Source organism: Noviherbaspirillum malthae (assembly GCF_015352985.1).
GTDB classification, from domain to species: domain Bacteria; phylum Pseudomonadota; class Gammaproteobacteria; order Burkholderiales; family Burkholderiaceae_D; genus Noviherbaspirillum; species Noviherbaspirillum malthae.
In genome coordinates this window covers 236544-261075 of sequence record NZ_JACYXF010000003.1, presented here as the reverse complement: position 1 = coordinate 261075, position 24532 = coordinate 236544, and the positions used below count along the sequence as shown (strand labels likewise).

The 24532-nt window shown below is 59.6% G+C and carries 15 protein-coding genes; 11 read left to right on the top strand and 4 right to left on the bottom strand.

Annotated features, from left to right (window positions below):
• The first annotated feature begins 144 nt into the window (after nt 1-144).
• From IGW03_RS07645 to IGW03_RS07630, 4 genes are all read left to right on the top strand, one after another.
• Nucleotides 145-1326, top strand: a complete 1182-nt coding sequence (locus IGW03_RS07645; protein WP_194721933.1) for an AAA family ATPase — start codon at nt 145-147, stop codon at nt 1324-1326.
• A gap of 11 nt (nt 1327-1337) precedes the next feature.
• Nucleotides 1338-2312 carry a ParB/RepB/Spo0J family partition protein gene (locus IGW03_RS07640; RefSeq protein WP_194721932.1) on the top strand — a complete coding sequence of 325 codons (975 nt, stop codon included), beginning with the start codon at nt 1338-1340 and terminating at the stop codon, nt 2310-2312.
• Nucleotides 2313-4826: 2514 nt separating this feature from the next.
• Entirely contained in the window at nt 4827-6692 is a 1866-nt protein-coding gene (locus IGW03_RS07635; RefSeq protein ID WP_194721931.1) for a site-specific integrase, read from the top strand.
• Between the two features lie 375 nt (nt 6693-7067).
• Entirely contained in the window at nt 7068-9923 is a 2856-nt protein-coding gene (locus tag IGW03_RS07630; RefSeq protein WP_194721930.1) for an insulinase family protein, read from the top strand.
• Nucleotides 9924-10135: 212 nt separating this feature from the next.
• Here IGW03_RS07630 and gloA read toward each other — a convergent pair whose 3' ends face one another.
• Complete coding sequence (gene gloA, locus IGW03_RS07625; RefSeq protein WP_194721929.1) at nt 10136-10672, bottom strand: lactoylglutathione lyase; 537 nt, start codon at nt 10670-10672, stop codon at nt 10136-10138.
• Between the two features lie 341 nt (nt 10673-11013).
• On the opposite strand from gloA, the gene IGW03_RS07620 reads away from it, so the two are divergent.
• Nucleotides 11014-12864 carry a helicase-related protein gene (locus IGW03_RS07620; protein WP_228535213.1) on the top strand — a complete coding sequence of 617 codons (1851 nt, stop codon included), beginning with the start codon at nt 11014-11016 and terminating at the stop codon, nt 12862-12864.
• A gap of 48 nt (nt 12865-12912) precedes the next feature.
• On the opposite strand, the gene IGW03_RS07615 is transcribed toward IGW03_RS07620, so the two are convergent.
• Complete coding sequence (locus tag IGW03_RS07615; RefSeq protein WP_194721928.1) at nt 12913-13275, bottom strand: hypothetical protein; 363 nt, start codon at nt 13273-13275, stop codon at nt 12913-12915.
• Between the two features lie 284 nt (nt 13276-13559).
• On the opposite strand from IGW03_RS07615, the gene IGW03_RS07610 reads away from it, so the two are divergent.
• On the top strand, nt 13560-14423 hold the full coding sequence (locus IGW03_RS07610; protein ID WP_194721927.1) for a transglutaminase-like domain-containing protein: 864 nt from the start codon (nt 13560-13562) through the stop codon (nt 14421-14423).
• A 225-nt stretch (nt 14424-14648) separates the two neighbouring features.
• Here the strand turns inward: IGW03_RS07610 and IGW03_RS07605 are convergent, their stop codons facing one another.
• On the bottom strand, nt 14649-15713 hold the full coding sequence (locus tag IGW03_RS07605; RefSeq protein ID WP_194721926.1) for a zinc-binding metallopeptidase family protein: 1065 nt from the start codon (nt 15711-15713) through the stop codon (nt 14649-14651).
• Between the two features lie 359 nt (nt 15714-16072).
• On the opposite strand from IGW03_RS07605, the gene IGW03_RS07600 reads away from it, so the two are divergent.
• The 5 genes from IGW03_RS07600 (at nt 16073) to IGW03_RS07580 (ending at nt 24207) form a co-directional block, all read left to right on the top strand.
• Nucleotides 16073-17854 carry an N-acetylglutaminylglutamine amidotransferase gene (locus tag IGW03_RS07600; RefSeq protein ID WP_194721925.1) on the top strand — a complete coding sequence of 594 codons (1782 nt, stop codon included), beginning with the start codon at nt 16073-16075 and terminating at the stop codon, nt 17852-17854.
• A gap of 53 nt (nt 17855-17907) precedes the next feature.
• Nucleotides 17908-19665 carry an N-acetylglutaminylglutamine synthetase gene (gene ngg, locus IGW03_RS07595; RefSeq protein ID WP_194721924.1) on the top strand — a complete coding sequence of 586 codons (1758 nt, stop codon included), beginning with the start codon at nt 17908-17910 and terminating at the stop codon, nt 19663-19665.
• A 5-nt stretch (nt 19666-19670) separates the two neighbouring features.
• Nucleotides 19671-20885: an osmoprotectant NAGGN system M42 family peptidase gene (locus IGW03_RS07590; protein ID WP_194721923.1), complete on the top strand. Its 1215-nt coding sequence runs from the start codon at nt 19671-19673 to the stop codon at nt 20883-20885.
• Nucleotides 20886-21021: 136 nt separating this feature from the next.
• Entirely contained in the window at nt 21022-21546 is a 525-nt protein-coding gene (locus tag IGW03_RS07585; RefSeq protein ID WP_194721922.1) for a hypothetical protein, read from the top strand.
• A gap of 360 nt (nt 21547-21906) precedes the next feature.
• A complete protein-coding gene (locus tag IGW03_RS07580; RefSeq protein ID WP_194721921.1) occupies nt 21907-24207 on the top strand; it encodes a hypothetical protein in 2301 nt (766 codons plus the stop codon).
• Here the strand turns inward: IGW03_RS07580 and IGW03_RS07575 are convergent.
• Nucleotides 24161-24481, bottom strand: a complete 321-nt coding sequence (locus IGW03_RS07575; protein ID WP_194721920.1) for a hypothetical protein — start codon at nt 24479-24481, stop codon at nt 24161-24163. The genes IGW03_RS07580 and IGW03_RS07575 overlap by 47 nt on opposite strands.
• Nucleotides 24482-24532 lie beyond the last annotated feature (51 nt).

Below are 24532 nucleotides of genomic sequence, written 5' to 3'. Positions count from 1 at the left end.
ACGAGGATAGCCTTGGAATTTCATACAGGATGCTTCGTTTTTACAGAATTCTGTGATTTTCCGAAGAAACGCATAATTCTTTGTTAGTGAAAAATAGGCCTTTACCGTAAAATATGATTCTCTTATTGAACCGACAGGAATCCTATGATTTCACCGAACGTAAACAGTCCGCAGAAAATACATATCAGTGACATTGTTGAGCAGGCAGAACGCGCTGCTCAGATGGTGAATCAGATCCGGTCGCGCATGCTGGCTCCGAACACAATCAAGAATCCGCCGGTGTTTTCGCTTACGCAGTTGGCGAGCTTATGCGGCATTGACAAAGGGCAGGTCGCCTATCGTATCAGCAAAGGTGACCTACCGGCCGGCCAGCTTAACGACAAGGGATCGCGCCGGGAATTCTCATTGCAGGAAGCCCGTATCTGGGTGCAGCAATATCGCAGCACCTACCTTCGTCCGGAAGGAGCTCGTGCCATCACCTTGGCCATCGGCAATTTCAAAGGGGGCGTCAGCAAGACGACTACTGCGATGGTCATGGCACAGGGTCTGAGCCTGCGCGGTCATAAGGTGCTTGTCGTGGATGCCGACCCGCAGGGATCGCTGACAACCCTCTTCGGCATCATGCCTGATACCGAAGTCAATGAAAATCAAACGATTGCACCCTTGGTATACGGCGATACCACCTCGATCCGTCCTTCTATCCAATCGACTTATTGGGACGGCATTGACCTGGTTGCCGCTTCCTCAAGCCTGTTTTCGGCGGAATTCGTCTTGCCTTCACGGCAAATGAAGGACCCGGAGTTCCAATTCTGGGATGTGCTGAATCTGGGCCTCGAGGACGTGCGTGACGAATACGATGTGATTATCATCGATACGCCGCCGTCTTTGTCCTACGTCACCATCAATGCCTTCATGGCGGCGGATGGACTCATGGTTCCTCTTCCTCCCAACGCCTTGGATTTTGCAAGCTCCGCCCAGTTCTGGAGCCTCTTTAGCGATCTCGCTTCCAACTTGGTTGAAAGCGCGGGCATCAGTAAAACTTTCGACTTTATTCATGTGCTCCTGGCGCGTGTCGATTCAGCTGACGTAGCCAGTGACGTTGTCCGTTCCTGGATATCGGCGACGTATGCAGAAAAGGTTCTGCCCGTTGAAATTCCGAAGACGGCCGTAACTTCATCAAGTTCTGCAGAATTCGGCACGGTATATGACATCAGTCGATATGACGGAAGCATGAAGACGTACAGTAGGGCGCGTGATGCCTATGACCGTGTGAATGATCTGGTGGAAGTTTCGATCAGGAATTCCTGGATGGCACAGCTGGATTAAGGAGAAAAAGAATGTCTATCAAGGATCGACTCGCAAAGAAAACTGAAGGGCTGCTCGTTCCCAACAAAAACGAGAGCGGGGCCGGAACTGCGCCGCTCCGAACAGGACCTGGCCAGATGCTGATGGTTAACTCCCTGATGAAAGAGAGCAATGAGAAGCTGGCGGTTCTTGAAGCGAGACTGAAGGAATACGAAGGTACGCTGCCGGTCAAGCTGATCGATGCTGACAAGATTCAGCCTTCACGCTGGGCAAATCGAGATGTGCGTAGCTATGACCATGCAGACTTTACGGCTTTGAAAGAAGAAATTCGAAGTGCCGGCGGCAATATTCAGCCCATCAAGGTAAGGCCACTCGCATCTTCGCCTGAGCGATACGAAATCGTCTTTGGTCATCGCCGCCATCAGGCTTGTCTTGAGCTTGGATTGCCTGTACTCGCATTCGTTGAGGCCGTCAGCGATCAGGAATTGTTCAAGGAGATGGATCGCGAAAACCGCACTCGTGCGGATCTCTCGCCGTGGGAGCAGGGCGTGATGTACCGTCGCGCTCTCAATGAACAGCTGTTTTCCTCGCAAGAGCAACTGGCACGTGAAATCGGTGTGGATCCGGGGAACCTGAGCAAGGCGCTGCGTCTTGCTGACTTGCCGGAAATAATAGTTCAAGCGTTTTCTTCGCCACTCGATTTGCAATTCCGTTGGGCGAAATCTCTTAACGATGCGCTGCAGCGTGATCCGGAGGGAGTGCTGGAACGTGCGACCGAGCTTGCAGCAAACCGGTCCGTTGCTCAGTCCCCAAAAGAGGTTTACGAAGTTTTATGCGGGCAATTCTCGGAATTGCCCAAGGAAGATTCAGTGCAGGTCGGCGGGCGTGTTGTAGCCAAGATCGTGGCGCATCGCGGACAAGTTTCACTTCAGTTTGGCAAAGGCGTTTTAAATGCAGATCAACTAAAACGTCTTGGGGAATTAGTCAGAGGGCTGTTTGATGAGTAAGTAACTGACTGCAATTAGTTAGCAAAAAAGGGGTTGTACCGTACAACCCCTTTTCTTTTGTATGGGGTCCCACACATGTCCTTGTACCGTACAACCTTATTGTGTTTGGCGGGGCATAGAGAGTAACTCGAAGTCTTTGGCGCTGGAAACCAAGCTCGGCACAATGCGGTTGTCCAAAACCGATTGACCCTCCTTAAGTAAATATCAGAAACAACTGCGTTCTCTACCTAGAAGTCACAAGACTCGCTATGGGGCAGGCTATTGTTAGGTGCCTTTATTGGTTACGCTTATCAAGCTCACCGCAAACCGTCGGGACAAAGGTGAGCTCACCGAAGCAACAAATCTTAACTGGTTACACAGGTTGTCCTTGACGCTACATTACCCAGCTAAGATTTCTCTGGTTTATCCGGCGCGAATTCTGACGACCGCAACCTTCAAGTGCACGTGAAGCCAGTCCGTTCGCTCCAAGATTGACATAAAAGTCAGAAGATAAGTCGCGCCAAAAGCGCAATGGCAAGCCCCGGTTGCGCTCTCTTACCTATGTCAAAATATCCCGCAAGAGAAAATGCTGATACTAGATTTGTTACATGGACCTAGAACAGGCTGCGCTTCACATACTTATGCTTCCGCCGTAGAACGCCCCCGTAGACATACCTAACAGTGGCAAAGACTTTGGTAAAAGCACTAGGCAACTGCAAAACCTTCGTTTGGACTGTGCCAGCGGAAGTGAACCTTGTCGTGGCTTCATTCCATATCGCAACACAACTTATCTTGGTATGCGTCGCCAAAAAATGCACATAGACCAAGCAAATTAGAGTGGCCTTTATAGTCGTCCCGCTTGTCAAGTTGGATGGCTGCACTGCGTGCAGACGACTACTCGCTCTTCAAAAAAGCCTGGTAAGAAAGCAGGAGTAGGGACGCAATTTACTAGTTTAGTCGCCTGTATCGCGCAACTTTCCGGTTGCATCACAGTATCCAAAATACTGAGGCCGGGGACAAACTTTTGCATTTGCGGAAAAAGGATTCCGTCCAAGTGATTGGCTTCCAAATCTAAGCATTTCAAATAAAGCTCAAGCCAAGCCCGGCAAATTATTGATCATCAGTATGTTGGAGATGCAGTTCCTTTATGGGATGTCTGCAGCACGGTGAAAATCTGCTTTGCAAAGCATCTAACAATACCAGGAGATAAATGCGCTCCCAAATTTTCTCACCTTTGAAAGTGGAGACGGAATTTCCTTTGAGTCACAAATCATCCAAGGGTTGGAAGCAGGAAGTCGAACCAGCGAGAGGAAGCGTGCAGGACAGCGAGGCATAGTAGTAGCCGGAGCATAACTGATATCTTGCTTACGATAATCACTTCCATACAGCAGAAGCTTGATAACGAGCCTCGGTCGCCTCAAGTCCATTGAGAACATTACTTGTCATGAGTAGCTTTGACTATTGAAGTCTTGGAGGCGCCATGTTGGCAGCACCGCACGAGCTAAGTTGCTTAAGCTATTCGAAGAGTTTCCCGTTGCATGAGCGAACGCTATTCTTCCGAACAAGACCCTGAACCTGAGCAAGATTGACTTGCTCGGCCGCCTCCCAAAAGTTCTCACCCATAGACCGACGCTTGACTGGCATGAGAAATTTCGTTCCGCAGTTGCCCTTCTAGAGGAAAGCATCAACATCACGGTTTGTTCTATTCAAAGGCGCTAAATTAGGCAGAGGGTAAAGCTTTCTGTTCCATTTTAGGGAGCCCACAACTAATTGGAACGCAGGGGCATCAGCTCGTTTGTACCGTACAAGTACGGTGCGGATGACAATGGACATATATCTCCCAGTTCCAACCAAATCTCCTCCCAAATCTTCTCACCTCAAGCCGTAGATTTGCCGACTCGAATAGCGATTGACGCAAACCTATCAAAGGCCAACCGCTAATAGTGGAGAGTTCAAGTGGTATTGAACGGAATCGAGAGTAAAGTGCGAGGTGAATAGGTGAGGAACGGTGCCGTAGCAAGATATAGCATCCTCCGATAGAGGAGCCTGTACCGCGGCAGCAGCATCGTTAGGGTGCGTTTGCTTGTAGTGATGCCAAGTCATTGCGAAGCACGGGATTGCGGTCTCCGGTCTGGCCGTGCTGCGCACGCCATTGGCGGTCCTGTTAAGGAGCTTCGCTCGACTACCTGATCCCACCAAGCGAAAAGATCATTCTTCTTCCTTGGCGCGTTATGTCGCGGATGTGGCAGGACCATGCATAAATAAGCAGATGAAAGAATTGAAGCACGAGTACCAAGGTTCAGCTTTCACTGATTCTTGTTACGGAACGCTGCTATAAAAGCATTACTCAGTCGACCAGCCAGCTCGGAGATATGCAAAGGCATCTGCTTGCAGTAAGGGCTGAAATACTAGCGCTAAGCGCTTGAATTCAAAGGAAAAAGCAAAGAGCTGCCAAGAAAAGCTGTCTGGTTGCAACAATTTTTGCGATCAATGATAATAGACGGCGGCGACCAATTCCTTTCGTTCACATCTTCCATGACCAATCAGGCGGCTAATTCCACAGCGATTTTGAAGAAGCCGGCCCATTCGCTTGCGATGCTGATCCAAGGCACGACTGCGCGCCGGTTGCATATCGGGCATTTCGCGTTCATGCGTGCCGTCGTACAGGGATTGGACACCCGGGAAAGCTGGAACCGGTATCTGCGCGTGGAGGGCGAACATGATGATGTTCGCAATGTGAACCGCACGATCCAATGGATCAGGGATGAATTCGCGGCGGCTGCGCGGCGAAGCGAACGGCATGGATTGGCCCGGCTGATCCGCATTGACCCCAATCGCATTGAAGACAAGAGTGAAAGGCTTCCCAGTCTCGAGGAATATGCGCTCGCCCACGGCCTGGAAGATTTCTCCCAGGCCGAGCAGATTGAACATTACCAAAGCCGCTACGGCAGCCAGCGAGCGACCCAATCCCGGCGTCGGCGCCTCATCAGCAAACAGCTGGAGGCGCTGCACTGGCTCGAGGCGCTCGCCGTGCAACCGCCGCTTGCCGATGATCCAGTATCGGCATGGTTCAATCCCGACCTTGCACAGCGCCTGGAGGCCGCAGGCCTGACGACCTTGCGCTCGCTGTTCGAGCGGATCAACGGTATCGGCTTCCGCTGGTGGGTCGGCGTGAAAGCGATCGGGAAAGGAAAGGCCGAGCGCATCGTCGCATGGCTGCAGGCGCATGAGCACACCATCGGGATGACGATCGGTCAGCATGTCAATGCTCCGCGTACGGCGCTGGGCGCCAGTCAACTTGCCGAAGTCGTTCCGGCTGCAACTGCCGTAGTGCCTATCGAGAAGCTGATCGTTCCGCATCATCTTGACGGATCCTCCGGCACCCATCGTCTTCCTCAGCAGCAATGCGCCATTCCGGCATCGAACGATGTCGAGGCCATCTTCAGCTGGATACAAGCCAAGGGCGGCTCCGCGCCGCCGGCCGGAAGTCATTCCGAAAAACTGACGCACACACAACGCTCCTATTTGCGCGAGGCAGAACGCTTTCTCCTCTGGGCAGTCGTGCAGCGCCGGATTCCTCTGTCCTCCGTCGAGCTGACCGACTGCCAGGCTTACCTGGAATTCCTGTCCAATCCCGCTCCGGCTGAACAATGGTGCGGCAAGCGCGGCAGGGAGAAATGGAGCCCGTTGTGGAGGCCATTCGAAGGCCCGCTCTCGACGGCTGCGCGCCGCCATGCATGCACCGTCCTCAAAAGTCTTTATGCCTATCTGGTGGAGCAGCACTACCTCGACGCCAATCCATGGGCAGGGGCCTCGGTAGCGAAACATGACACCGCTGCGGCATCGGCCAAACCGCAGGAAAAGTGCCTGACGCCGGAACAGTGGCGCCACCTTTGGCAGCAGGCGGCGAGCCTGCCGGATAATTCCGTGCACAGACGCCTCAAGCTTGCGCTGAAGCTGTTCGAAACAACAGGCCTGCGGCTTGCGGATATCGTGTCCTGCCGCGTCGATGCCTTGCATCGGGATGCCGACGCCGGCTGGAGCCTGATTATCGACGGAAGCGGAAGCAGAGGCCGGCAGACTTTCCAACTAGACGATGCCTTCGTCCGCGACGTTTCAGCCTATCTGGAATCCAGAAGTTTGCATTCAGATCCAACTCATCCCTCGAATCATGGGGTATTCCTGCTCGGGCGAGCTGCGGATATCGCCGAACGCGCGCCATGGAGTCCGGCGCGTTTGCGAGACGCCGATCCGAAGGCGGGTATCACGTCGGGCACCCTGTATGGTCAGCTGAAATCTTTTTTCGATCGGTGTGCCGTACACCATGCAGAGGAGGGAATGAATGTGTTTTCGGCGGCAAGTACCGAATGGCTCAGACAGGTAAAAGAGAGTGGAGATTGAACCAGCGGCCATGCCGGGCCACGTCAAACGCAGTGCGTTTCTTTTATGGCATGCTTCGATGGGAAATCAGCGGTTAGTTCGTTTGATTGCAATTCGGCTCAATGCACGCGCTTGCGGTCAGTGTTGCAACCAGCCCCGTGCGTTACAAGAAAGTATCGCGTCGAGAATGACCGCTATTGCCGCAACCGTACTGCGCAATGACAGTCCAATCAACCCGGCAGCCGCTTCCGTATCAAGGTACAGTTGAACTTTCCAGACTTGTCTGCACATGAAAGCATACTGGCCAGTGCGCTAACCGGCGACCGGAACCGCACCGTACTGCCGGCAACATACCTTTAACGATTCTGCATCTATCCAACTCAAGCTGCACTCACGATGACATTCCAAAAACTCCGCACCCGTCACATTCCTGCCATGCAAGCCGAGGTTCAGGAATACGAAGACAGCAATACCGGCGCAAGACATATTCACCTCGCCACCGACGATGCGGAAATGGTCTTCCTGGTAGGTTTTCCCACCGTCCCCGACGTCAGCGACGGGCGAGCGCACATTCTTGAACATCTCGCTCTGTGCGGCAGCGACCGCTATCCGGTGCGCGACCCCTTCTTTGCCATGTCGCGCCGCTCGATCGCGCATTTCATGAATGCGATGACCTATCCGGACAAGACGGTCTATCCCTTCGCCAGCACCGACAAGACCGACTTCTTCAACCTGCTCGACGTCTACCTGGATGCTGCTTTCTTCCCGCGGCTCGACTACCTGGACTTCCTGCAGGAGGGGTGGCGCCTGTCCCTGGACGGCGACAAGCTGTCCTACCAGGGCATCGTGTTCAATGAAATGAAAGGCGCCTTCGGCGACCCGGTGCGAGCGCTCGACAGCGGCATCGCCGCGCAGCTGATGCGCAATACCACCTATGCCGTCGAGTCGGGCGGCGATCCGCTCGTCATTCCCGAGCTGACCCATGCGGCGCTCAAGGAATTCCACGCCTCGCACTACCATCCGTCCCAGGCCGTCTTCATGACCGCGGGAAGCGTCGATCCAAAGGAAGTGCAGGCCATGATCGAGGAGCGCGTACTGTCCCGCCTGTCGGGCCGCAGCCCTCGCCTGCTGCCCGAGCGCGCAACCGCATGGAGCGCGCCGGAGCAGGCGCGCATCGAAGTGCCGACCCGCGAACACGGCGTGCAGATCGCATGGCTGCTCGGCGACGCGGTGGATCCGCAAAGCTACTACCGCGCCGAACTGCTGGAAGCCGGGCTGCTGGGCAATGCCGCCGCTCCGCTGATGCGGGCGATGGAGTCCGCCGGTTACGGCCGGCCGTCCGCATTGAACGGCACCGACGCCGGCGGGCGGCAGATGGTCTTCCATCTCGGCATGGAAGGATTGACCGCGGCTCAGGTCGGCAAGGCGCGTGACCGCATCTGGAGCGCCCTCGAAGAAGCCGCACGCGAGGGCGTGCCGCAGGAAATACTGGCCGCCACCTTGCGCGACATCCGTTTCCGCCAGCGGGAAATCACCGGCGGTTCGACGCCGCATCTGCTGCGTCAGCTGCTGCGCGCGATGCCGCATGAAATGTACGGCGGCGACATCATGAATGCCTTCGACAGCGAAGACGTGCTGGTCCGGCTTCAGGAGGAAATTGCAGATCCCGCCTACTTCAAGAGCCTGGTGCGCGAACTCATCGGCAATCAGACACGGCTCGACGCGCAGGTCGTGCCCGACCCGGAATACTTCCAGAAGCGCAAGCGCATCGAGGACGAGCGCCTCGATGCGCTGCAGGCCGGCCTGTCCGAGGCGGAGAAGGAGCGCATACGCACGGAGTCCGCAGCCCTGCTGGAACGCCAGCGCCAGCCGGTCAACAACGATCTGCTCCCCCGCATCAGGCCGGAGGACGTCAATCCCCAGCCGCATCCGATGCCGGTCCTGCCGGCCGCGGAGGCGGGCATCGTGGTGACGCCGATCGCTTCCAACGGCATCGCCTATGCGCGCGTGCTGGCCGACGTGTCGGGCATGCCCGAGGAAACCTGGCCGTGGCTGCAGCTGTACATCGAAGTGGTGCCGGAACTCGGCGTGGGCGCCATGTCCTACGAGGAGGCGGACGCATGGCGCCATGCGCGCGTACCCTTCTTCGACATCAATCTGCATGTGACCCAGTCGCAGCGGCCCGACCGCAGCCTGAACATGCATGTCGACTACTATGCGAAGGGGCTGGCCGAGGAGCAGCGGGCGATCGCGGAAATCATTTCCGAATCCCTTCGGGCACCGCGCTTCGACGAGCTCGACCGCATTGCCTTCCTCATCGACAGCAAGGTGCAGAACATGCGCGACAGCCTCGCCGACGAAGGCGATGACTATGCGCGGTATGCATCGTCGGCACCGCTGTCCCCGCTGCGCCGCTTCGAAGACACGGCCAAGGGCGTCGCCTCGCTGTCCTTCTTCCGGCAACTGCATGCGCAGCTGGAGTCCGAGCAGGGATTGAAGGAAATTGCCGCACGCCTTGAGGACCTGCACCGGCAAATCCTCGGCTCGCCCTTGACCATCATGGCTGCCGGTGCGGCAAACCAAAGCACCGAACTGGCACGCCAGATCCGCCTGCCCGAAGCGGCCGCGCCTCGCTTCCCGGCTGCAGAGGCGCCGCAAGCGGCGTCCGGCACCAGCAACGCCGCACTGCACGCGGATGCGCAGGTCAACCACTGTTTTGCAGTCTGGCGCGCGCCTACGCTGGCCGACTCCGATGCGGCCGCACTCGCCGTGCTCGGCGAATTGCTGACCAATGTCGTGCTGCATCAGGCCTTGCGGGAAGAGGGCGGCGCCTATGGCGGCAACGCCTACTATTCGCCGTCCACCGGCACCTTCGCCATGACGTCCTACCGCGATCCGCGGCTGGCCGCGACGTATCAGGATTTCGAAAAGGCCATCGCCTGGGTGATCGAAGCTGAGCTGAATCAGGAAAACATCGAGGAAGCGATCATTTGCGTCATTCAAGGTCTCGACCGCCCCCGTTCACCTTATGGCGCGGTGATGTGGGCTTGGGAACAATCGCAGCAGCATATCGATGAAGAGATGCGGCAGCGTTACCGCCAAGGCGTGCTGCAGTGCAGCGCAGAAAAGCTGAAGCAGGCCGCTGCGACATGGCTGCATGGCAAATCCTACAGCCGTGCGGCCTTCATCGGCAACAAGGCACAGGACCTCGCAGGCCTTGAACTGACTGAGCTGGCAGCCCTTGCGGAGTAAGAGACACAGGATGGAGGAGAGCTAGATATAGATATCTGGAATAACAGATATCACCAACGGAAAGCAGACATTTTTTGTGCGGTGCACTAATCTTGCAACTGTCTCCTCCAACTCTCCTTGAATTGGATTCACCCGCAAACCGCAAGGTCTGCGGGTTTTTTTTCGCCTGATGCTTCCTCGAGCGCAGGGAAGCACCCAAGTGGCTTGAAAGATCAGCGGCCCAGTCCGGACAGCAAGGAAGGCTGCACGATCTCGATCCAGTAACCGTCGGGGTCCTTGATGAAAGCGACGTCCTTCATCTTGCCCTGATCGGGGCGTTTGACGAATGCCACCTTGTTCTCATCGAACCAGCTTACCGCTGCCGCCAGGTCGGGCACGGAAAAGCAGATGTGTCCGAAACCTTGCGGCTGCGCATTGCCGTCGTGATAGTGAAAGTCAGGGTCCTGTTCCGTGCCCCAGTTGTGCGTCAGCTCGAGGATGCCGCGCTGGCTGAAGGTCCAGCTGGTACGCGCGCCTTCGTCTTCCGGTATCGCTGCGCCCTCTTCGGGACGGGCAAGAAAATACAGCGAAAACTTCATCTCGGGAAAGTCCAGCTTGCGCAGCAGGCGCATGCCCAGCACGCGCGAATAGAAGTCCAGCGATACGGCCGGATCCTTCACGCGCAGCATGCTATGGTTGAAGACGAAGCCGCGCGTGGCGGCGGGAACGTCGGCGGCAACGCCGGGGTGCATTTCGGTATGGAAGCTCATGATCGTAGATAAGAAAAAAGGAAAAAGTCCAGCGGCATCACGCAGTCCGCCCAATGCGCATTGACAGTGCATGGCGGCGCACGAGTTGCATTGAACCCGCATGCAAGCCAGGCATCCTAGCAAAAACACATGAAACGCGAATGATGGCAAACAATTCCGGCAACAGCAGCAACGAGCGCAGCGACGACATCCAGACACCTCAGGTCGAGCAATCAACCGACAGGCAGGCAAGCCCTGACGGCGGCGACGGCAGTCCGCCGCCGCAAGGTATTCATCCGCAGGCTGCAGAGCAGCATGTGCGCTCGCTGGGCGCAGAACTCGTGAAGCTGGAAGGGCGCGTGATGGTGCGCTACGCCGGCACTGCGGACGCCGCGGGACTGCATGTTCCCTACGACCTCGTCCCCGGCGACGGGGTTCTCGCCAAGACCGGCAAATGGCGCAACATGGGACCGGAAAAACAATTGCAGCTGGTGCAGGAACGCGTGACGCCGACGGCCATCGAGAAGCTGCACCGCACGGTAGCCCAGTTCGTGTCCCGGCTGGCGGAAGTGGCGCTCGACTACAGCTTCGATCCCATGACCTTCCTGCAGGCGCTGGCGGTGAAGGAATCCTCGGTGCCGTTCGACCAGGTCTTCGGCCGCATCGAACAGCGGCTCGAACATGCGATCGAGCGGCAGCAGGAACAGATCCATGCCGAGCGCACGCGCGAAAGCATCAATCTGGCGGAATATCCTGCCTCCTTCGAACTGGCACGCCGCCTGCCGCGCCGTTTCATCGCCGTGCTGGGGCCGACCAACAGCGGCAAGACGCATGAAGCCATGGAAGCGCTGGCCAAGGCCAGGACCGGCGTCTACCTGGCGCCGCTGCGCCTTCTGGCGCTGGAGAATTACGAACGTCTCGCCGCCACCGAACGCAACGGCGAGCCGATCAAGGTCAGTCTCGTCACTGGCGAGGAGAGGCGCATCGTTGAAGGCGCCACCCACGTGGCCAGCACCGTGGAAATGCTCGACACCACCACGCGCGTCGATGTCGCCGTGATCGATGAAATCCAGATGCTCGGCGACCGTGACCGAGGGGCGGCCTGGACTGCGGCGGTGTGCGGAGCGCCCGCCACCACCGTCTATCTCGTCGGTGCTCCGGAAGCGCGCAAGGCCATTGAAGCGCTGGCGCGCCGCCTCGACTGCCCGCTGGAGATCCGCTTGCTCAAGCGCAAGGCGCCGTTGACCATGGAAGCCACTGCGGTGCGCAAATTGCGCAACCTGCGGCGCGGCGATGCGGTGATTGCCTTCTCGCGGCGCGACGTGCTGATGTGGCGCGACATGATCACCGAAATCGGGCTCTCGGTTGCCACCGTCTACGGCAACCTGTCGCCGGAAGTGCGCCGCGCCCAGGCGGCGCGGTTCCGCGAAGGCTCGGCGGATGTGGTGGTCGGCACCGACGCGATCGCCATGGGCCTGAACCTGCCGATACAGCGCGTGGTCATGACCACGTCCAGCAAGTACAACGGCTATGAAGAGGAAGAACTGAGCGCCGCGCTGGCAAAGCAGATCGCCGGCAGGGCCGGGCGCTTCGGCGTGCATGAGGAAGGGTTCGTCGCCGGCTATGACGAGCAGACGCATTATGTGATGCGTTCATTGCTGCAGGAAAAGGTGCCTCCCGTGCCTGCGCTGGGTTTTTCGGTCGCGCCGACGCTGGAGCACCTCAACCGCATCGCCTCGGTGACCAACGAGCAGGCCTTGTCCAAGCTGCTCAGGCGCTTCGAGCACAACATCGACGTGCCCGACGGCTTCTTCACGCCGCGCATCACCGAGGAACAGTCGGAGCGGGCGCTGTGGCTGGATACGCTGCCGATGCCGCTGGCGGACAAGTTCACCTTGTCGCTGGTGCCGATCTCCTCGCGCATTCCCGTCCTGCACGAGGCATGGCAGCAATGGGCCCGCGCCGTTGCGCGCGGCAAGCCCAGCACGCTGCCGCCGCAGCAGATGACCGATCACCGGCGCAATCTGCAGGAAGTCGAGGACGACTGCAAGCTGTATTCGGCCTATGCCTGGCTGAGCTACCGCAATCCGGAACTGTTTCCGCACGGCGAGGAAGCGCAGCAGCGCGCCCGCGACGCCTCCGAGACCATCGACCGCATCCTGCAGTCCCAGAATGCCGCCATGCGCAGGCGCACGCGCAGCCGGGCGGCATGACCGCCGCGCAAATGCCTGTGCTTCAGGATCTTCGGGCGTTCCGAAGCTTCAGGCCCACTGCACGCTGTTCGGCAGGCCGGCGTCGTCGGCATCCATCGATCGCCCATGCCTGGCTGTTGCATGAACAGACTCCCGAGCCGGCACGAAATCGCCCATGCGGTATTCGCTGCGCCGGTCTCCCATCAGCCTGCGCAGTTCGCGCACATTGATGCCCGACAGTTCATTGATGCGGATGAGCAGGGAAGGCGGAACCGGCGACTGGCCGCTGCGAATGCGCGCGATGACAAACGGAGCCACATGCAGCTCGGCGCAAAGCGCCTCGTCATTGGCCATCTCCAGCCGGCGCAGCAAGGTATCGAACATGTGGTTGGGGTCGAAACGGGAAGCGGAGTGATGCGCGGTTGTTTTCATGTCTGATGCAAGGGTATGGTGCAAATGGATGTGGGTCAGTCAGATACTGACCATCATGGCGCATGAAAATTCCTGATCCTGCACCATGAAGCCGCAGCCTTGCACAATGATGGACATGGCTTTGCGCGGGCGCAGGACAGTCGCTAAACCATTTCGGAAAGCGCCTGTCATACAACGGCCAGACCGCTTATTCCGAGCGGCTTTCCGACCTTCCCCGAACAGCGATGCATGCTTCAGATCTTCCCCAGCCGCCGCCCGGCATGATGACCTTGCGTGCCGGATGTATGCTCTCATACACGGCGCGCGTCGAGGTGCCGCTGCTGCTGCTCGTGCGGCCGCGCCTCGAAGCGCAGCAGATCCTGCTGCAGGAAGTGTCGAACCATTCGCCCGCGCAGCCCGCCGAGCAATTCGTCGATGCGCACGGCAATACCTTCATCAGAACCGTGCTGACGCCCGGCATCAACGTGATAAGACACGACATGCTGCTGCTGGTGCCGAACCGCGATGAGAACCAGGATCTGCCGACGGATCTGGTATCGCCGGCAGCGTTGCCGCCCGATGTCCTGCGTTATACCTTCGCAAGCCGCTACTGCGAATCCGACCGCCTGGCCCAGTTCGCGCACGAGCGCTTCAATCATTTGCGGGGCGACCCGGCGCGGCTGATCGAAGCCATCTGCGGCTGGACGCATGCGAATATCGAATACCGCTACGGCACCGGCAGCTCCCTGCTGTCGGCCTGCGATATCCTCGCCCGCGGCTACGGCGTCTGCCGCGACTATGCGCATGTGATGGTGGCGCTTTGCCGCGCGATGGATATTCCGGCGCGTTACGCGGCAGGTTATCTGCCTTATCTTGATCCGCACACCGCCGAAGGCGACATGGGGGTCGATTTTCATGCGTACTGCGAGGTTTTCTTGGGCGGGCACTGGCATATCTACGATCCGCGCTACAACCGCACGCACAAGGGGCGGATCAAGATCGCGCATGGCATGGATGCGGTGGACTGCGCGTTTGCTACCTTCTATGGCGAAGTGGTGCTCGATGGCTTTCAGGTGTGGGCCTATGACATCGGCGGTCGCGACGAGCATGCGGGCGGGCCGGTGGCGATGGTGAGGGGAGAGGATGGGAGCGCGGTGCTGGCGGGGTAAAGATTGCTCCTCCCCCCTCAAGGGGGAGGTTGGGTGGGGGATGGGTGTAGCGGCGTGCATCTGAACCCATCCCCACCCCAACCCTCCACCTCGCCGCTTGCAAGCGGCTCCGACTCCGCAGGCGCAACGCAGTGCGTTGCGAAACCCCTGCTACGTCCCCTTGAAGGGGAGGGAGTCGAGAGATTGCCGAGCATGTCTACCTGCTACGCTCTGCATTGCCTCACCTCACCCCCTCCGCTGCCGATCCAGCACCACCTCATGCACAAAGCGCAGCTTGTTGATCACCGGCGTCGACAGCGTAAACGGATACGGATCAGGCATGCCCACGCTGCGGTTCAGACTGTTGAGCACATAGCTCAGCGCAAACCACTCCTTGATCACGTCGTCAAAGGCCGTACTGCGCGCCGGCCTTTCCTCGATTTTCAATTCCGGCTCGCCCGCCTTCTTCGGCTGCAGCGTCATGCCGCAGGCATACGCCGTATCGAGCGTATCCACCATGTGCAAATAATGCGCCCAGGTTTCCGCCCAATCCTCCCAGGGATGCGAACTCGCATAGCTGCTGATGAAGCGCGTTTCCCAATCGGGCGGCGGGCCTTCCTTGTAATGCCGCTGCAGGCATTCGCCGTAGTCCTGCCGTTCGTCGCCGAACAGTTCGCGGTAAGGCTCGATCCATTTTGTATCGACGATCAGGCGGTCGAAATAGTAATGGCCGCTCTCATGCCGGAAGTGGCCGAGCAGCGTGCGGTAGGGCTCGCCCATCTGTTCGCGCGTCTTTTCACGGTGCGCGGGATCGGCCTCGGCGATGTTGAGCGTGATCAGGCCGTTCGCATGCCCGGTCATCACCCGTTTTTCGGGTGTGTCTTCCAGGAACTCGAAGGCCAGGCCGGCATCGGGGTCGTTGATCTTCGGCGTCGGCTGCAGGCGCAGGTCCCACAGCGAATACAGCAGACGGCGCTTGGCGGCTTCGAGCCGCTTCCAGTACAGGCGGTTCTTTTCCGATGACAGCGCCGGAATGATATGCGTCAGCTGGCAGGAGGCGCAGAGTTCGCTCGGCGCATCGGCCGGCAGCATCCAGTTGCAGACGTCTTCCCTTGAATAGTTGATGCACTGCTTGTACAGCAGCCCTTCATTGGCCGGATTGAGGCTGCGCCACACGTTCTCGCCGGCCGGTTCGAAGCTGCTGATCGCATGGTGCTCAGGCTGATAGCCGAGCATGCTGCCGCAGTTCTCGCAGCGCACGTTTTCGAAAAACACCTGTTGTCCGCACTTGTCGCAGTGAAACGTCTTCATGCCTGAATACCTGCCCGGGAGAAATTGAGAAATGGAGCGAAGGAAAGCAAAACCGCTGCCAATCGAGCTTTTCCGCATTCAATCGTTCCCGCTTTTCGCCTGCATCAATAGGGCATTCTGGCTTGCCGCAATCCCGGCGCTGCAATGCGGCGAAAACAGTGCGCATTGACAAATTGTCAGGAACAAACGGGCGCTTTATGTCTCTACATACCCAGACGAGGTGCGGGTTCAACCGGTTCCAACCTTGAGGCACCTCAGGGCTACGCAATATTGCGTTCGGAAAAGTAACGCTGCCTTTCCGTGCCGGGCTACGAATCTCGCGCCGCCATCCAACTTCCCCCCAAGAGGAGTGTGATCCCATGTGCGGTATCGCCGGAGAAATACGTTTCGATCAACATTTTGCCGATGTGCGCACGGTCGTGGACATGACCGAAGCGCAGTCGCGCCGCGGGCCCGACGGCGAAGGCATCTTCAGCCTAGGCCCTCGCTGCTTCGGCCATCGCCGCCTGAGCATCATGGACCTGAGCCATCGCGCTCACCAGCCTTTCGTCGACAATCAGCTCGGCATGGGCATCGTGTTCAACGGCGCCATCTACAACCACCACGAGCTGCGCGAAGAGCTCAAGGGCGCGGGCTACCAGTTCGCCTCCACCGGCGACACCGAAGTCATCATCAAGGCCTGGCATGCCTGGGGCCCGAAGGCGCTCGACCGCTTCTACGGCATGTTCGCCTTTGCGCTGTGGGAACGCGACAGCGGCGTCACCTATTTCGCGCGCGACCGCCTGGGCATCAAGCCGCTCTACTATTCGCTCGACACGCGCCGCCTGCGCTTCGCATCCTCGCTGCCAGCCCTGCTAGTGGGCGGCGACATCGATACCTCTCTCGACCTCGAAGCGCTGCATCATTACATGAGCTTCCATGCGGTCGTGCCCGCGCCGCACACCATCCTGCGCGGCGTGCGCAAGCTGCCGGCCGGCAGCTACATGAAGATCACGCCCGACGGCGAGTGCAGCATCAAGGAATGGTGGAAACTCGAATTCAATCGCAGCGAGGATGACGAGAAGCGCAGCTTCGAAGACTGGAAATCCGAAGTGCTCGGCGCCTTGCGTGTATCGGTCAAGCGCCGGCTTGTCTCCGACGTGCCGGTCGGCGTGCTGCTGTCGGGCGGCCTCGATTCCAGCCTCATCACAGGCCTGCTGGCCGAGGCCGGCACCAGGGACCTGCGCACCTATTCCATCGGCTTCGAAGCGGTGGATGCCGAAGCCGGCGACGAATACTACTACTCCGACCTGATCGCCAAGCACTACGGCACCGTGCATGAAAAGCTGCATATTCCCGCCGATGATCTGCTGCGCTCGCTGCCGGATGCCATCGCCGCCATGTCCGAACCCATGGTCAGCCACGACTGCGTCGCGTTCTACCTGCTGTCGCAGGCAGTCTCGCGCCACAGCCGCGTGGTGCAGAGCGGACAGGGCGCCGATGAAGTGTTCGGCGGCTACCACTGGTATCCGCCGCTTACCGACATCAATGATCCAGCCAAGGGCCTGGATGCCTACCGCCGCGTGTTCTTCGACCGCAGCCACCAGGAACTGATGGGCCTGCTCAGCCCGGACATCCGGCTCGACGATGCCAGCAGCCATTTCGTCGAGCGGCATTTCGCCAGGCCCGGCGCCGACAGCGTAATCGACCGCGCCCTGCGGCTCGACACTACCGTGATGCTGGTCGACGACCCCGTCAAGCGCGTCGACAACATGACCATGGCCTTCGGCCTCGAAGCCCGCGTTCCCTTCCTCGACCATGAACTGGTGGAACTGGCCGCGCGCATTCCCGCCCGCCACAAGGTGGCTGAAGGCGGCAAGTATGTGCTCAAGGAAGCCGCGCGCGCCGTGATTCCCGCCGCGGTCATCGACCGTCCCAAGGGCTACTTCCCGGTTCCGGCGCTCAAGTACCTACGCGGCGATTTCCTGACCTTCGTGCGCGACACGCTCGATTCGAAGGCTGCCCGAGAGCGCGGACTGTTCCGGCGCGACGTGGTCGAGTCCATGCTGGAAGCGCCCGACAGCCACATCACGCCGCTGCGCGGTTCCAAGGTATGGCAGATCGCCCTGCTGGAATCCTGGCTGCAGACGCGCGGCCTGTGACGCATGCATGCGGGCACTCACCGAATTCATCCCTATCAGACAGGAAGCATGACATGACTGCTCTTCATCACGATCCTTCCATCCAAGGCAAACGCAATTCCAATCCGCCCTTCTTTGCCGAAGGCAGCGACATCAACAGCAACGAAGCGGAGAACGCCGAAGCTGCCCGCCCGAATGCAACGCTGGAATGCGGCTGGGGCCGGCTGCTGTACGGGCCTTCCTTCGAGTCGCCGCAGGCGCTGGCACGCGCGCTGCAGGAAGAGCAGCCGGGCAAGCGCGACATCGCCCTGCATGTGGAATCGCCGCAGCTGGTGCTGGCCGAAGCGCCCTCGGCCCTGTTTCTCGATCCCTCGCTCATCTTCCGCAAGCAGCTCGACGGCTCCCCGGCCGAGCCGCCGCCGCCGGGCATCGTGATCCGTCCCCTCACCACGCGTGCCGACATCGCCGCCATCAACCGCCTCTACACCATGCGCAACATGGTGCCGGTCGATCCGCGCCTGGTCTGGCGGCAGCGCCACTCGGATGCGGTGGTCTTCCTGGTCGCTGAGGATGAGCGCACCGGCGACATCATCGGCTCCGCGATGGGCGTCGATCATTACGAAGCCTTCGGCGACGAAGGCCAGGGCTGCAGCCTCTGGTGCCTCGCAGTCGACCCGCAGACCGGTCTCGTGGGAGCAGGCCGGGGATTGGTCAACTTCCTGATCGCCCACTACGCGACCCGCGGCCGCAAGTATCTCGAACTCTCGGTCCTGCACGGCAACGAGCCGGCCATCGCGCTGTACCAGAAGCTCGGCTTCGAGCAGGTGCAGGGCTTCGTCGTCAAGAACAAGAACGCCATCAATGAAAAGCTGTTCGTCGAAACCACCGACTTCGGCGGCCTCAATCCCTATGCCCGCCTGATCGTCGATGAAGCGCGCCGGCGCGGCATCAGCGTCGAAGTGATCGATGCGGCCGCCGGCATCTTCAAGCTGCGCCATGCCGGCCATGAAATGCTGTGCCGCGAATCGCTCACCGAGCTCACCGGCGGCGTCGCCATGACCTGGTGCCAGGACAAGGTGCTGACTTCGCGCCGTCTGGCTTCCATCGGCCTGCGCGTGCCGCGCCAGATCACCGCCGGCGATCCGGAAGCCAATGCCGCCTTCCTCAAGGAATGCGGCTCGGTGGTGGTGAAGCCCGCGCTCGGCGAGCAGGGCAAGGGCATCAGCGTGGACGTGCGCGGCGAAGACCACATGGTCGAAGCCATCGAACGCGCCGCCGCCCAGGGCGGCCATGTGATCCTCGAGGAATTCTGCAGCGGCCAGGACCTGCGCATCGTGGTGATCGGCTACAAGGTGGTGGCTGCCGCCATCCGCCGCCCGGCCGAGATCGTCGGCGACGGCGAGTCCACCGTGCTGCAGCTGATCGAGCGCCAGAGCGCGCGCCGCGCCGCTGCCACCGGCGGCGAAAGCAAGATACCGGTCGACGGCGAAACCGAACGCTGCCTCGCCGGGCAGGGCCTGAGCTACGACTCGGTCATCGAGGCCGGCCAGGCGATCAAGGTGCGCAAGACCGCCAACCTGCACACCGGCGGCACCATCCATGACGTGACGGCCGAACTGCATCCGATGCTGCGCGACGTGGCCGAGACCGCCGCGCGGGCGCTGCGCATTCCCGTGGTCGGGCTCGATTTCCTGGTGCCGGAACCGTCGTCCGACGAGTACGTGATCATCGAGGCCAACGAGCGCCCCGGCCTGGCCAACCATGAACCGCAGCCCACTGCGCAGCGCTTCATCGATCTGCTTTTCCCGTTCACCATGACAGGAAACACGTGACAGCCATGCAAAAGCTTCCTATCGATAACGCCTTCCTGAAGACCACGCTGCTCGAACTGCTGCACATACCGAGCCCGGCGGGCCTGACCGATGAAATCGTGCATTACACCGGCGCCAAGCTCGATGCGATCGGCGTGGCCTATGAACTGACACGGCGCGGCACCATCCGTGCCGTGCTGCGCCGTAACATGCCCGAGCGCCGCCGCTCCAGCCCGGCCTGCGCCATCGTGGCCCACCTCGACACGCTGGGCGCGATGGTGCGCGAGGTCAAGCCCAACGGCCGCCTGTCGCTGTCGCCCATCGGTACCTGGTCGAGCCGCTGGGCCGAAGGCGGGCGCGTGACGCTGTTTACCGAGACCGGCCGCCACCGCGGCTCGGTGCTGCCGCTGCTGGCGTCCGGCCATGTCTACAACGAAGCCGTCGACACCCAGCCCGTCAGCTGGGACCAGCTCGAGCTGCGGCTCGATGAAGACGTGGAAACCGACGGCGACGTGCGGGCGCTGCGCATCCAGATCGGCGACTTCGTGGCTTTCGATGCCAATCCCGAGCTGCTGGAAAACGGCTACATCGTCTCGCGCCATCTCGACGACAAGGCCGGCGTTGCCGCGGTGCTGGCCGCCGTCAAGGCCATCGTCGATTCCGGCGTGCCCATCCCCATGGACTGCCATGTCGTCTTCACCCTTACCGAAGAAGTCGGCTCCGGCGCGCGCGCCGTGATCCAGAGCGACGTGAGCGAAGTCATCGGCATCGACATCGGTCCGGTGGCAGCCGGGCAGGGCGCGAAGGAACGCGGCGTCACCATTCCGCTGATGGATTCCGCCGGCCCGCACGACTACCACCTGACGCGCCGCCTGCTCACGCTGTGCGACGAGCATGGCATCCACAGCAATCGAGACGTCTTCCGTTTCTACCACTCCGACGCCGGCGCAGCCGTGAATGCCGGCCACGACGTGCGCACCGCACTGCTGTGCTTCGGCGCCGATGCCTCGCACGGCTACGAGCGCACGCACATCTCGGTGCTGAGCGACCTCGCGCAGCTGATGACGCTGTATATCCAGAGCGGCCCCACCTTGCCCGAAGACAGGCACCACCGGCTCGATTCCGTCGATTCCTTCTCGCATCAGCTCGATGCCGGGCAACTGGCGCCGGTGGAGAACAGCCAGCCGCAGCCCGACGTCACCGAACTGGTGCGCCTGAGCGAACCGCGCGAACCCGAGTAGCACCTTGCCGCATGATGGCTTCCTGACTTGCGGTCGATTAGACGCGTGTCAGCTAGCCGTCCGAGCCAAACGGCTTCACCATCGGCCTTACACGTCGGTATCCGCACTCGCGGATGCCGACTTGAAAGGAGAAACGATGAGCCGAGCAAACGATGTCACTGCGCTGCTGCAGCAATATGCGGCCGAGACCGGCGTACGTTCCATGCAGAAGGTCGAACAGGACTTCATCGACATTACGCATCAGATGCCTTCCGAGGCTGTGACCAATGGACTTGCGGAAGCCCTCCATTCCGAACACACCCCGCCCTTCGAAGAGGTCGTAGGCGTCTCCTTGGAGCGCGGCGATGCGAGCCAGCGCGCCGGAATGCTCAAGCCGCTGCTCGACGCCGCCGGCCCGGTCGCGGCAAAGCCCCTGATCGACCAGAAATGGGCTGCGCATGCCGCTGCCGCCGCGCATGACACGTCCTCGCCGGTTGAATCCCGCCTTGCTGGCTATCTGTCCACGGAAGCGGTGGAGCGGCTGGCATGCCATGCGGCGCAGGTCGATCCGGCCGTGGTGCGCAGGATGAGCAGGCTGTATGCGGGAGACCCGGAATTGGATAAAACCCTGGGCGGCGCGACGCTCAGCGTGGCGCTGGGCAAGCTGGCCGGCATGCGGTGATGGCAGACGCGCGTATCCGGCGACCCGCAGCCTGTTCGGCGCCCTGGCTGCAGTTACGGTAGGGACTGCCGGATCGGGGCGTGACAGTGGCAGGGAAGTCAGGCGCTGCATGCGCATGATGAAAATTCGGCCGATTCCGGCCTCATGCGCCGGAACCGCAGGCATCGGCCCCGATGGAAACGGTATGTCCGGTCATGCCCTTCCGGCACGCAGGATCGCACCATGCGGTTTTCTTCTCGTGCCTGCCCGATCAAATGGCGGAAGCGCAATGTTCCGCGTTAATAAACAACGCATCGCGTGGAACTCTCGATCCCGGCTTGCCACACAATCTCACTGAAGTTCGAACGAAGCCGAGACTGCATGTTGCCCTTGGCTCCGCCGCATGTCACCTGCCATATTGATGCCGCCATGAAAATAACAATTCCTTTCACCCAGAATATTTTGAATATCACTGGAAATCCTGCTAACTGGTCTCTCGTAAAAGGAGCGCGGAAGGATCGGAGTGCTATTCCACGGTCACCGGAACCGGCATCCACGCCCCATGGAGACGTTTTCAGGAGGCGGCATCCGACAGCATTGCAAACGAAGCTGACCAGGAAACTGCAAAAGCCCAAGCCCAAGCCCAAGCCTCAAAGACAGGCTTCTAACGAGGCAAGGAAGATCGGCCAAATGCTTCGGCAAGTGCAAGTACCGGAGAATACCGAACAGCTACACAGTCGAGTCAATAAGTGGTTGCGACAAATGGATACTGCCAATCTGGCAGATTCGCAGAGCCGGTCGGCGGGACCGCAGCGGGCTACGTTGCCGGAAACTGGATCACGGTTGCCCAGGCCGTTACCCAAGCCTCCGTCCGCAGCAACGGCAACATCACCGGTGAGACCGAACGCATACGATGAGTTGGCAATCGTGGAAGCCGGGCTGAAAAGCTGGGTCCAAAATGGAGGCGCGCATGGCGGCCGCCGCGAAGAAGCAGTGAACAGGATCAGGGACTGGAGCGGCAATCTAGACGGCCGTAACCTCTTTCTTCCGCTTGATCTTTCGGGCCTGGATCTCAACGAGCTGCCGCCGCATCTCCCCGGAGCCCTGAAACATCTGCAGCTGCGAAACAATCGCCTTGCAACATTGCCGCCGCGCGAGCTGTTGCCCGCAGGTTTGCTCTCGCTCGATGCACGCGGAAATCCCGTCACCGCGCTGCCGGACGATGGCCGGAGCGATCGGCGCTTCACGCTCCATATCAAGGTCGATGTCGACCATCTGAGCGTCGATTCTATCGCTGCTCGACTGGAACGGAAGACCGGCCCTGTGTACAGTTTCTCATATGCTTCCCAGCCTTCAGATCCAGCCGGATCTTCATCGGTGAATTCCGCCCTTGGGAACGAGCGGCTGAAGACTTCAGTGCTTAGGCCGGTCCCGGTCCCGGTCCCGACACCGGCGCAGCGCTCGCCGAGTCCAACTACGGCGGGAGCGCCGGTTTTGAATGGCAGGGAATTACCTCATATCGGAAGTCATCGACCGGTCTCGCTTGAGAGGAAGCTGAAGGATTGGATTGCCCAGGCATCGATATTGAAAGATGCGAACGTGACTTCGAACGAATACGACTCGACGGTTTTGGCTTGGCAAGAAGCCGAGTTGGCATCGCGACGACATGCGGCGGGCATCATACGGGAATGGGAAAGGCAATCGCGTTCCAGCCCGGATTCCGAAATGCCGCCGCTGGATCTGTCGGCGCGTGAGGGCATGGCATTTTCCTCGATGCCGCCGCTGCCGGGGAGCAGCCGTCTTCGCGAAGTCAAATTGAAGAATCAAGGAATAGGCAGCATTGAAATCGGCAGCTTGCCCAAGGGATTGAAGCAACTTGACCTGAGCGGTTGCGACTTGTTCGATGTTGACATTGAAAATGTACCGGAGTCGATGGCATCTCTCAGCGTGACCCTCGGGGAAACCCGTTTGCCAGCGCGCGTATTGCGCAAGCTCGCAGACTGCCAGCGGACCCATTTCAACTTCACCAGATCAAGCACCGTCACCGGAGACCGGGAATATTCGGATGATTGGAAGGGAATGCACGAAGCCCTGCAGAACTGGGTTGACGATGCCGGCGCGGATGTGGATGGTCGCAAAACGGCGGTCAGGAGGCTTGAGGAATGGATGCACCACGATCATGGAGAAAATCATGAAACGCCGCTGGATCTCGGCAATCTGCGCTTGACTGAATTGTTTCCGGTGTGGCCAAAAAACCTGACTTATGTGGACGCGAAAGGAAACAGATTATCGGAAATCCCGCTATACAAGCTTCCCGAAAGCCTGGCAACGCTGGACTTGAGGAACAACCGGATCGACTCCATGCCCATGGAACTGACGCTCGAACAATTGCAGCTTAGAGGAAGAAAATTCCGCGACCGAGGAACGCCGCCGGATGTGCTCGCCAAGGAAATGAGTGCGCACGGCGCTTCATTGAGCGATCCTCGCATCGTCGATCCGCGCGAGCGAGGCGGCATGGTCATCATATTGAACGGCAATCCGCTTGATGGGAAGACGATGGAAGATTATGAACTCCGCGAATCTGGACCCGAATACATTTTCAGCCCGATGGCGCTGGCGACATACGCACAGGAAGCTAAGAGAGAAGCCCTGCCTGATGCAAGTTTCTTTCAATCGGCTTGACTGAAAATAGTCTGCCAGACTGAAACTTTTCGATGCGGGCAGCCGCTGACCGCAAGTTGATTCGAAACGATTCCAGCTTCAATGCCGTCGCGCGTGGACGCATGTCGATACACGCCCATGACGGGCATGTGAGCGCCGCAGCAGGAGCAGGCATGTCAAGCGCGAATTCGATTTCTTCAACCGCCGGCAGGTATTCCGTCGCTGTTTCGCAGGCGGTACAAGATCCCTTGGCCAGCGATGCCGCTTCCAGATCCTCCGGATCGTCATCGCCCACGCCGTCTCTGCTGCTTGCGGTGGTTTGTTGAAATAGGAAAAGCAGAAGAAC

Excerpts from the sequence above, each read along its gene's own strand:
- IGW03_RS07645 (WP_194721933.1), top strand. The coding sequence starts at position 145 with ATGATTTCACCGAACGTAAACAGTCCGCAGAAAATACATATCAGTGAC.
- IGW03_RS07640 (WP_194721932.1), top strand. The coding sequence starts at position 1,338 with ATGTCTATCAAGGATCGACTCGCAAAGAAAACTGAAGGGCTGCTCGTT.
- IGW03_RS07635 (WP_194721931.1), top strand. The coding sequence starts at position 4,827 with ATGACCAATCAGGCGGCTAATTCCACAGCGATTTTGAAGAAGCCGGCC.
- IGW03_RS07630 (WP_194721930.1), top strand. The coding sequence starts at position 7,068 with ATGACATTCCAAAAACTCCGCACCCGTCACATTCCTGCCATGCAAGCC.
- gloA (WP_194721929.1), bottom strand. The coding sequence starts at position 10,672 with ATGAGCTTCCATACCGAAATGCACCCCGGCGTTGCCGCCGACGTTCCC.
- IGW03_RS07620 (WP_228535213.1), top strand. The coding sequence starts at position 11,014 with ATGGTGCGCTACGCCGGCACTGCGGACGCCGCGGGACTGCATGTTCCC.
- IGW03_RS07615 (WP_194721928.1), bottom strand. The coding sequence starts at position 13,275 with ATGAAAACAACCGCGCATCACTCCGCTTCCCGTTTCGACCCCAACCAC.
- IGW03_RS07610 (WP_194721927.1), top strand. The coding sequence starts at position 13,560 with ATGCTCTCATACACGGCGCGCGTCGAGGTGCCGCTGCTGCTGCTCGTG.
- IGW03_RS07605 (WP_194721926.1), bottom strand. The coding sequence starts at position 15,713 with ATGAAGACGTTTCACTGCGACAAGTGCGGACAACAGGTGTTTTTCGAA.
- IGW03_RS07600 (WP_194721925.1), top strand. The coding sequence starts at position 16,073 with ATGTGCGGTATCGCCGGAGAAATACGTTTCGATCAACATTTTGCCGAT.
- ngg (WP_194721924.1), top strand. The coding sequence starts at position 17,908 with ATGACTGCTCTTCATCACGATCCTTCCATCCAAGGCAAACGCAATTCC.
- IGW03_RS07590 (WP_194721923.1), top strand. The coding sequence starts at position 19,671 with ATGCAAAAGCTTCCTATCGATAACGCCTTCCTGAAGACCACGCTGCTC.
- IGW03_RS07585 (WP_194721922.1), top strand. The coding sequence starts at position 21,022 with ATGAGCCGAGCAAACGATGTCACTGCGCTGCTGCAGCAATATGCGGCC.
- IGW03_RS07580 (WP_194721921.1), top strand. The coding sequence starts at position 21,907 with ATGTTGCCCTTGGCTCCGCCGCATGTCACCTGCCATATTGATGCCGCC.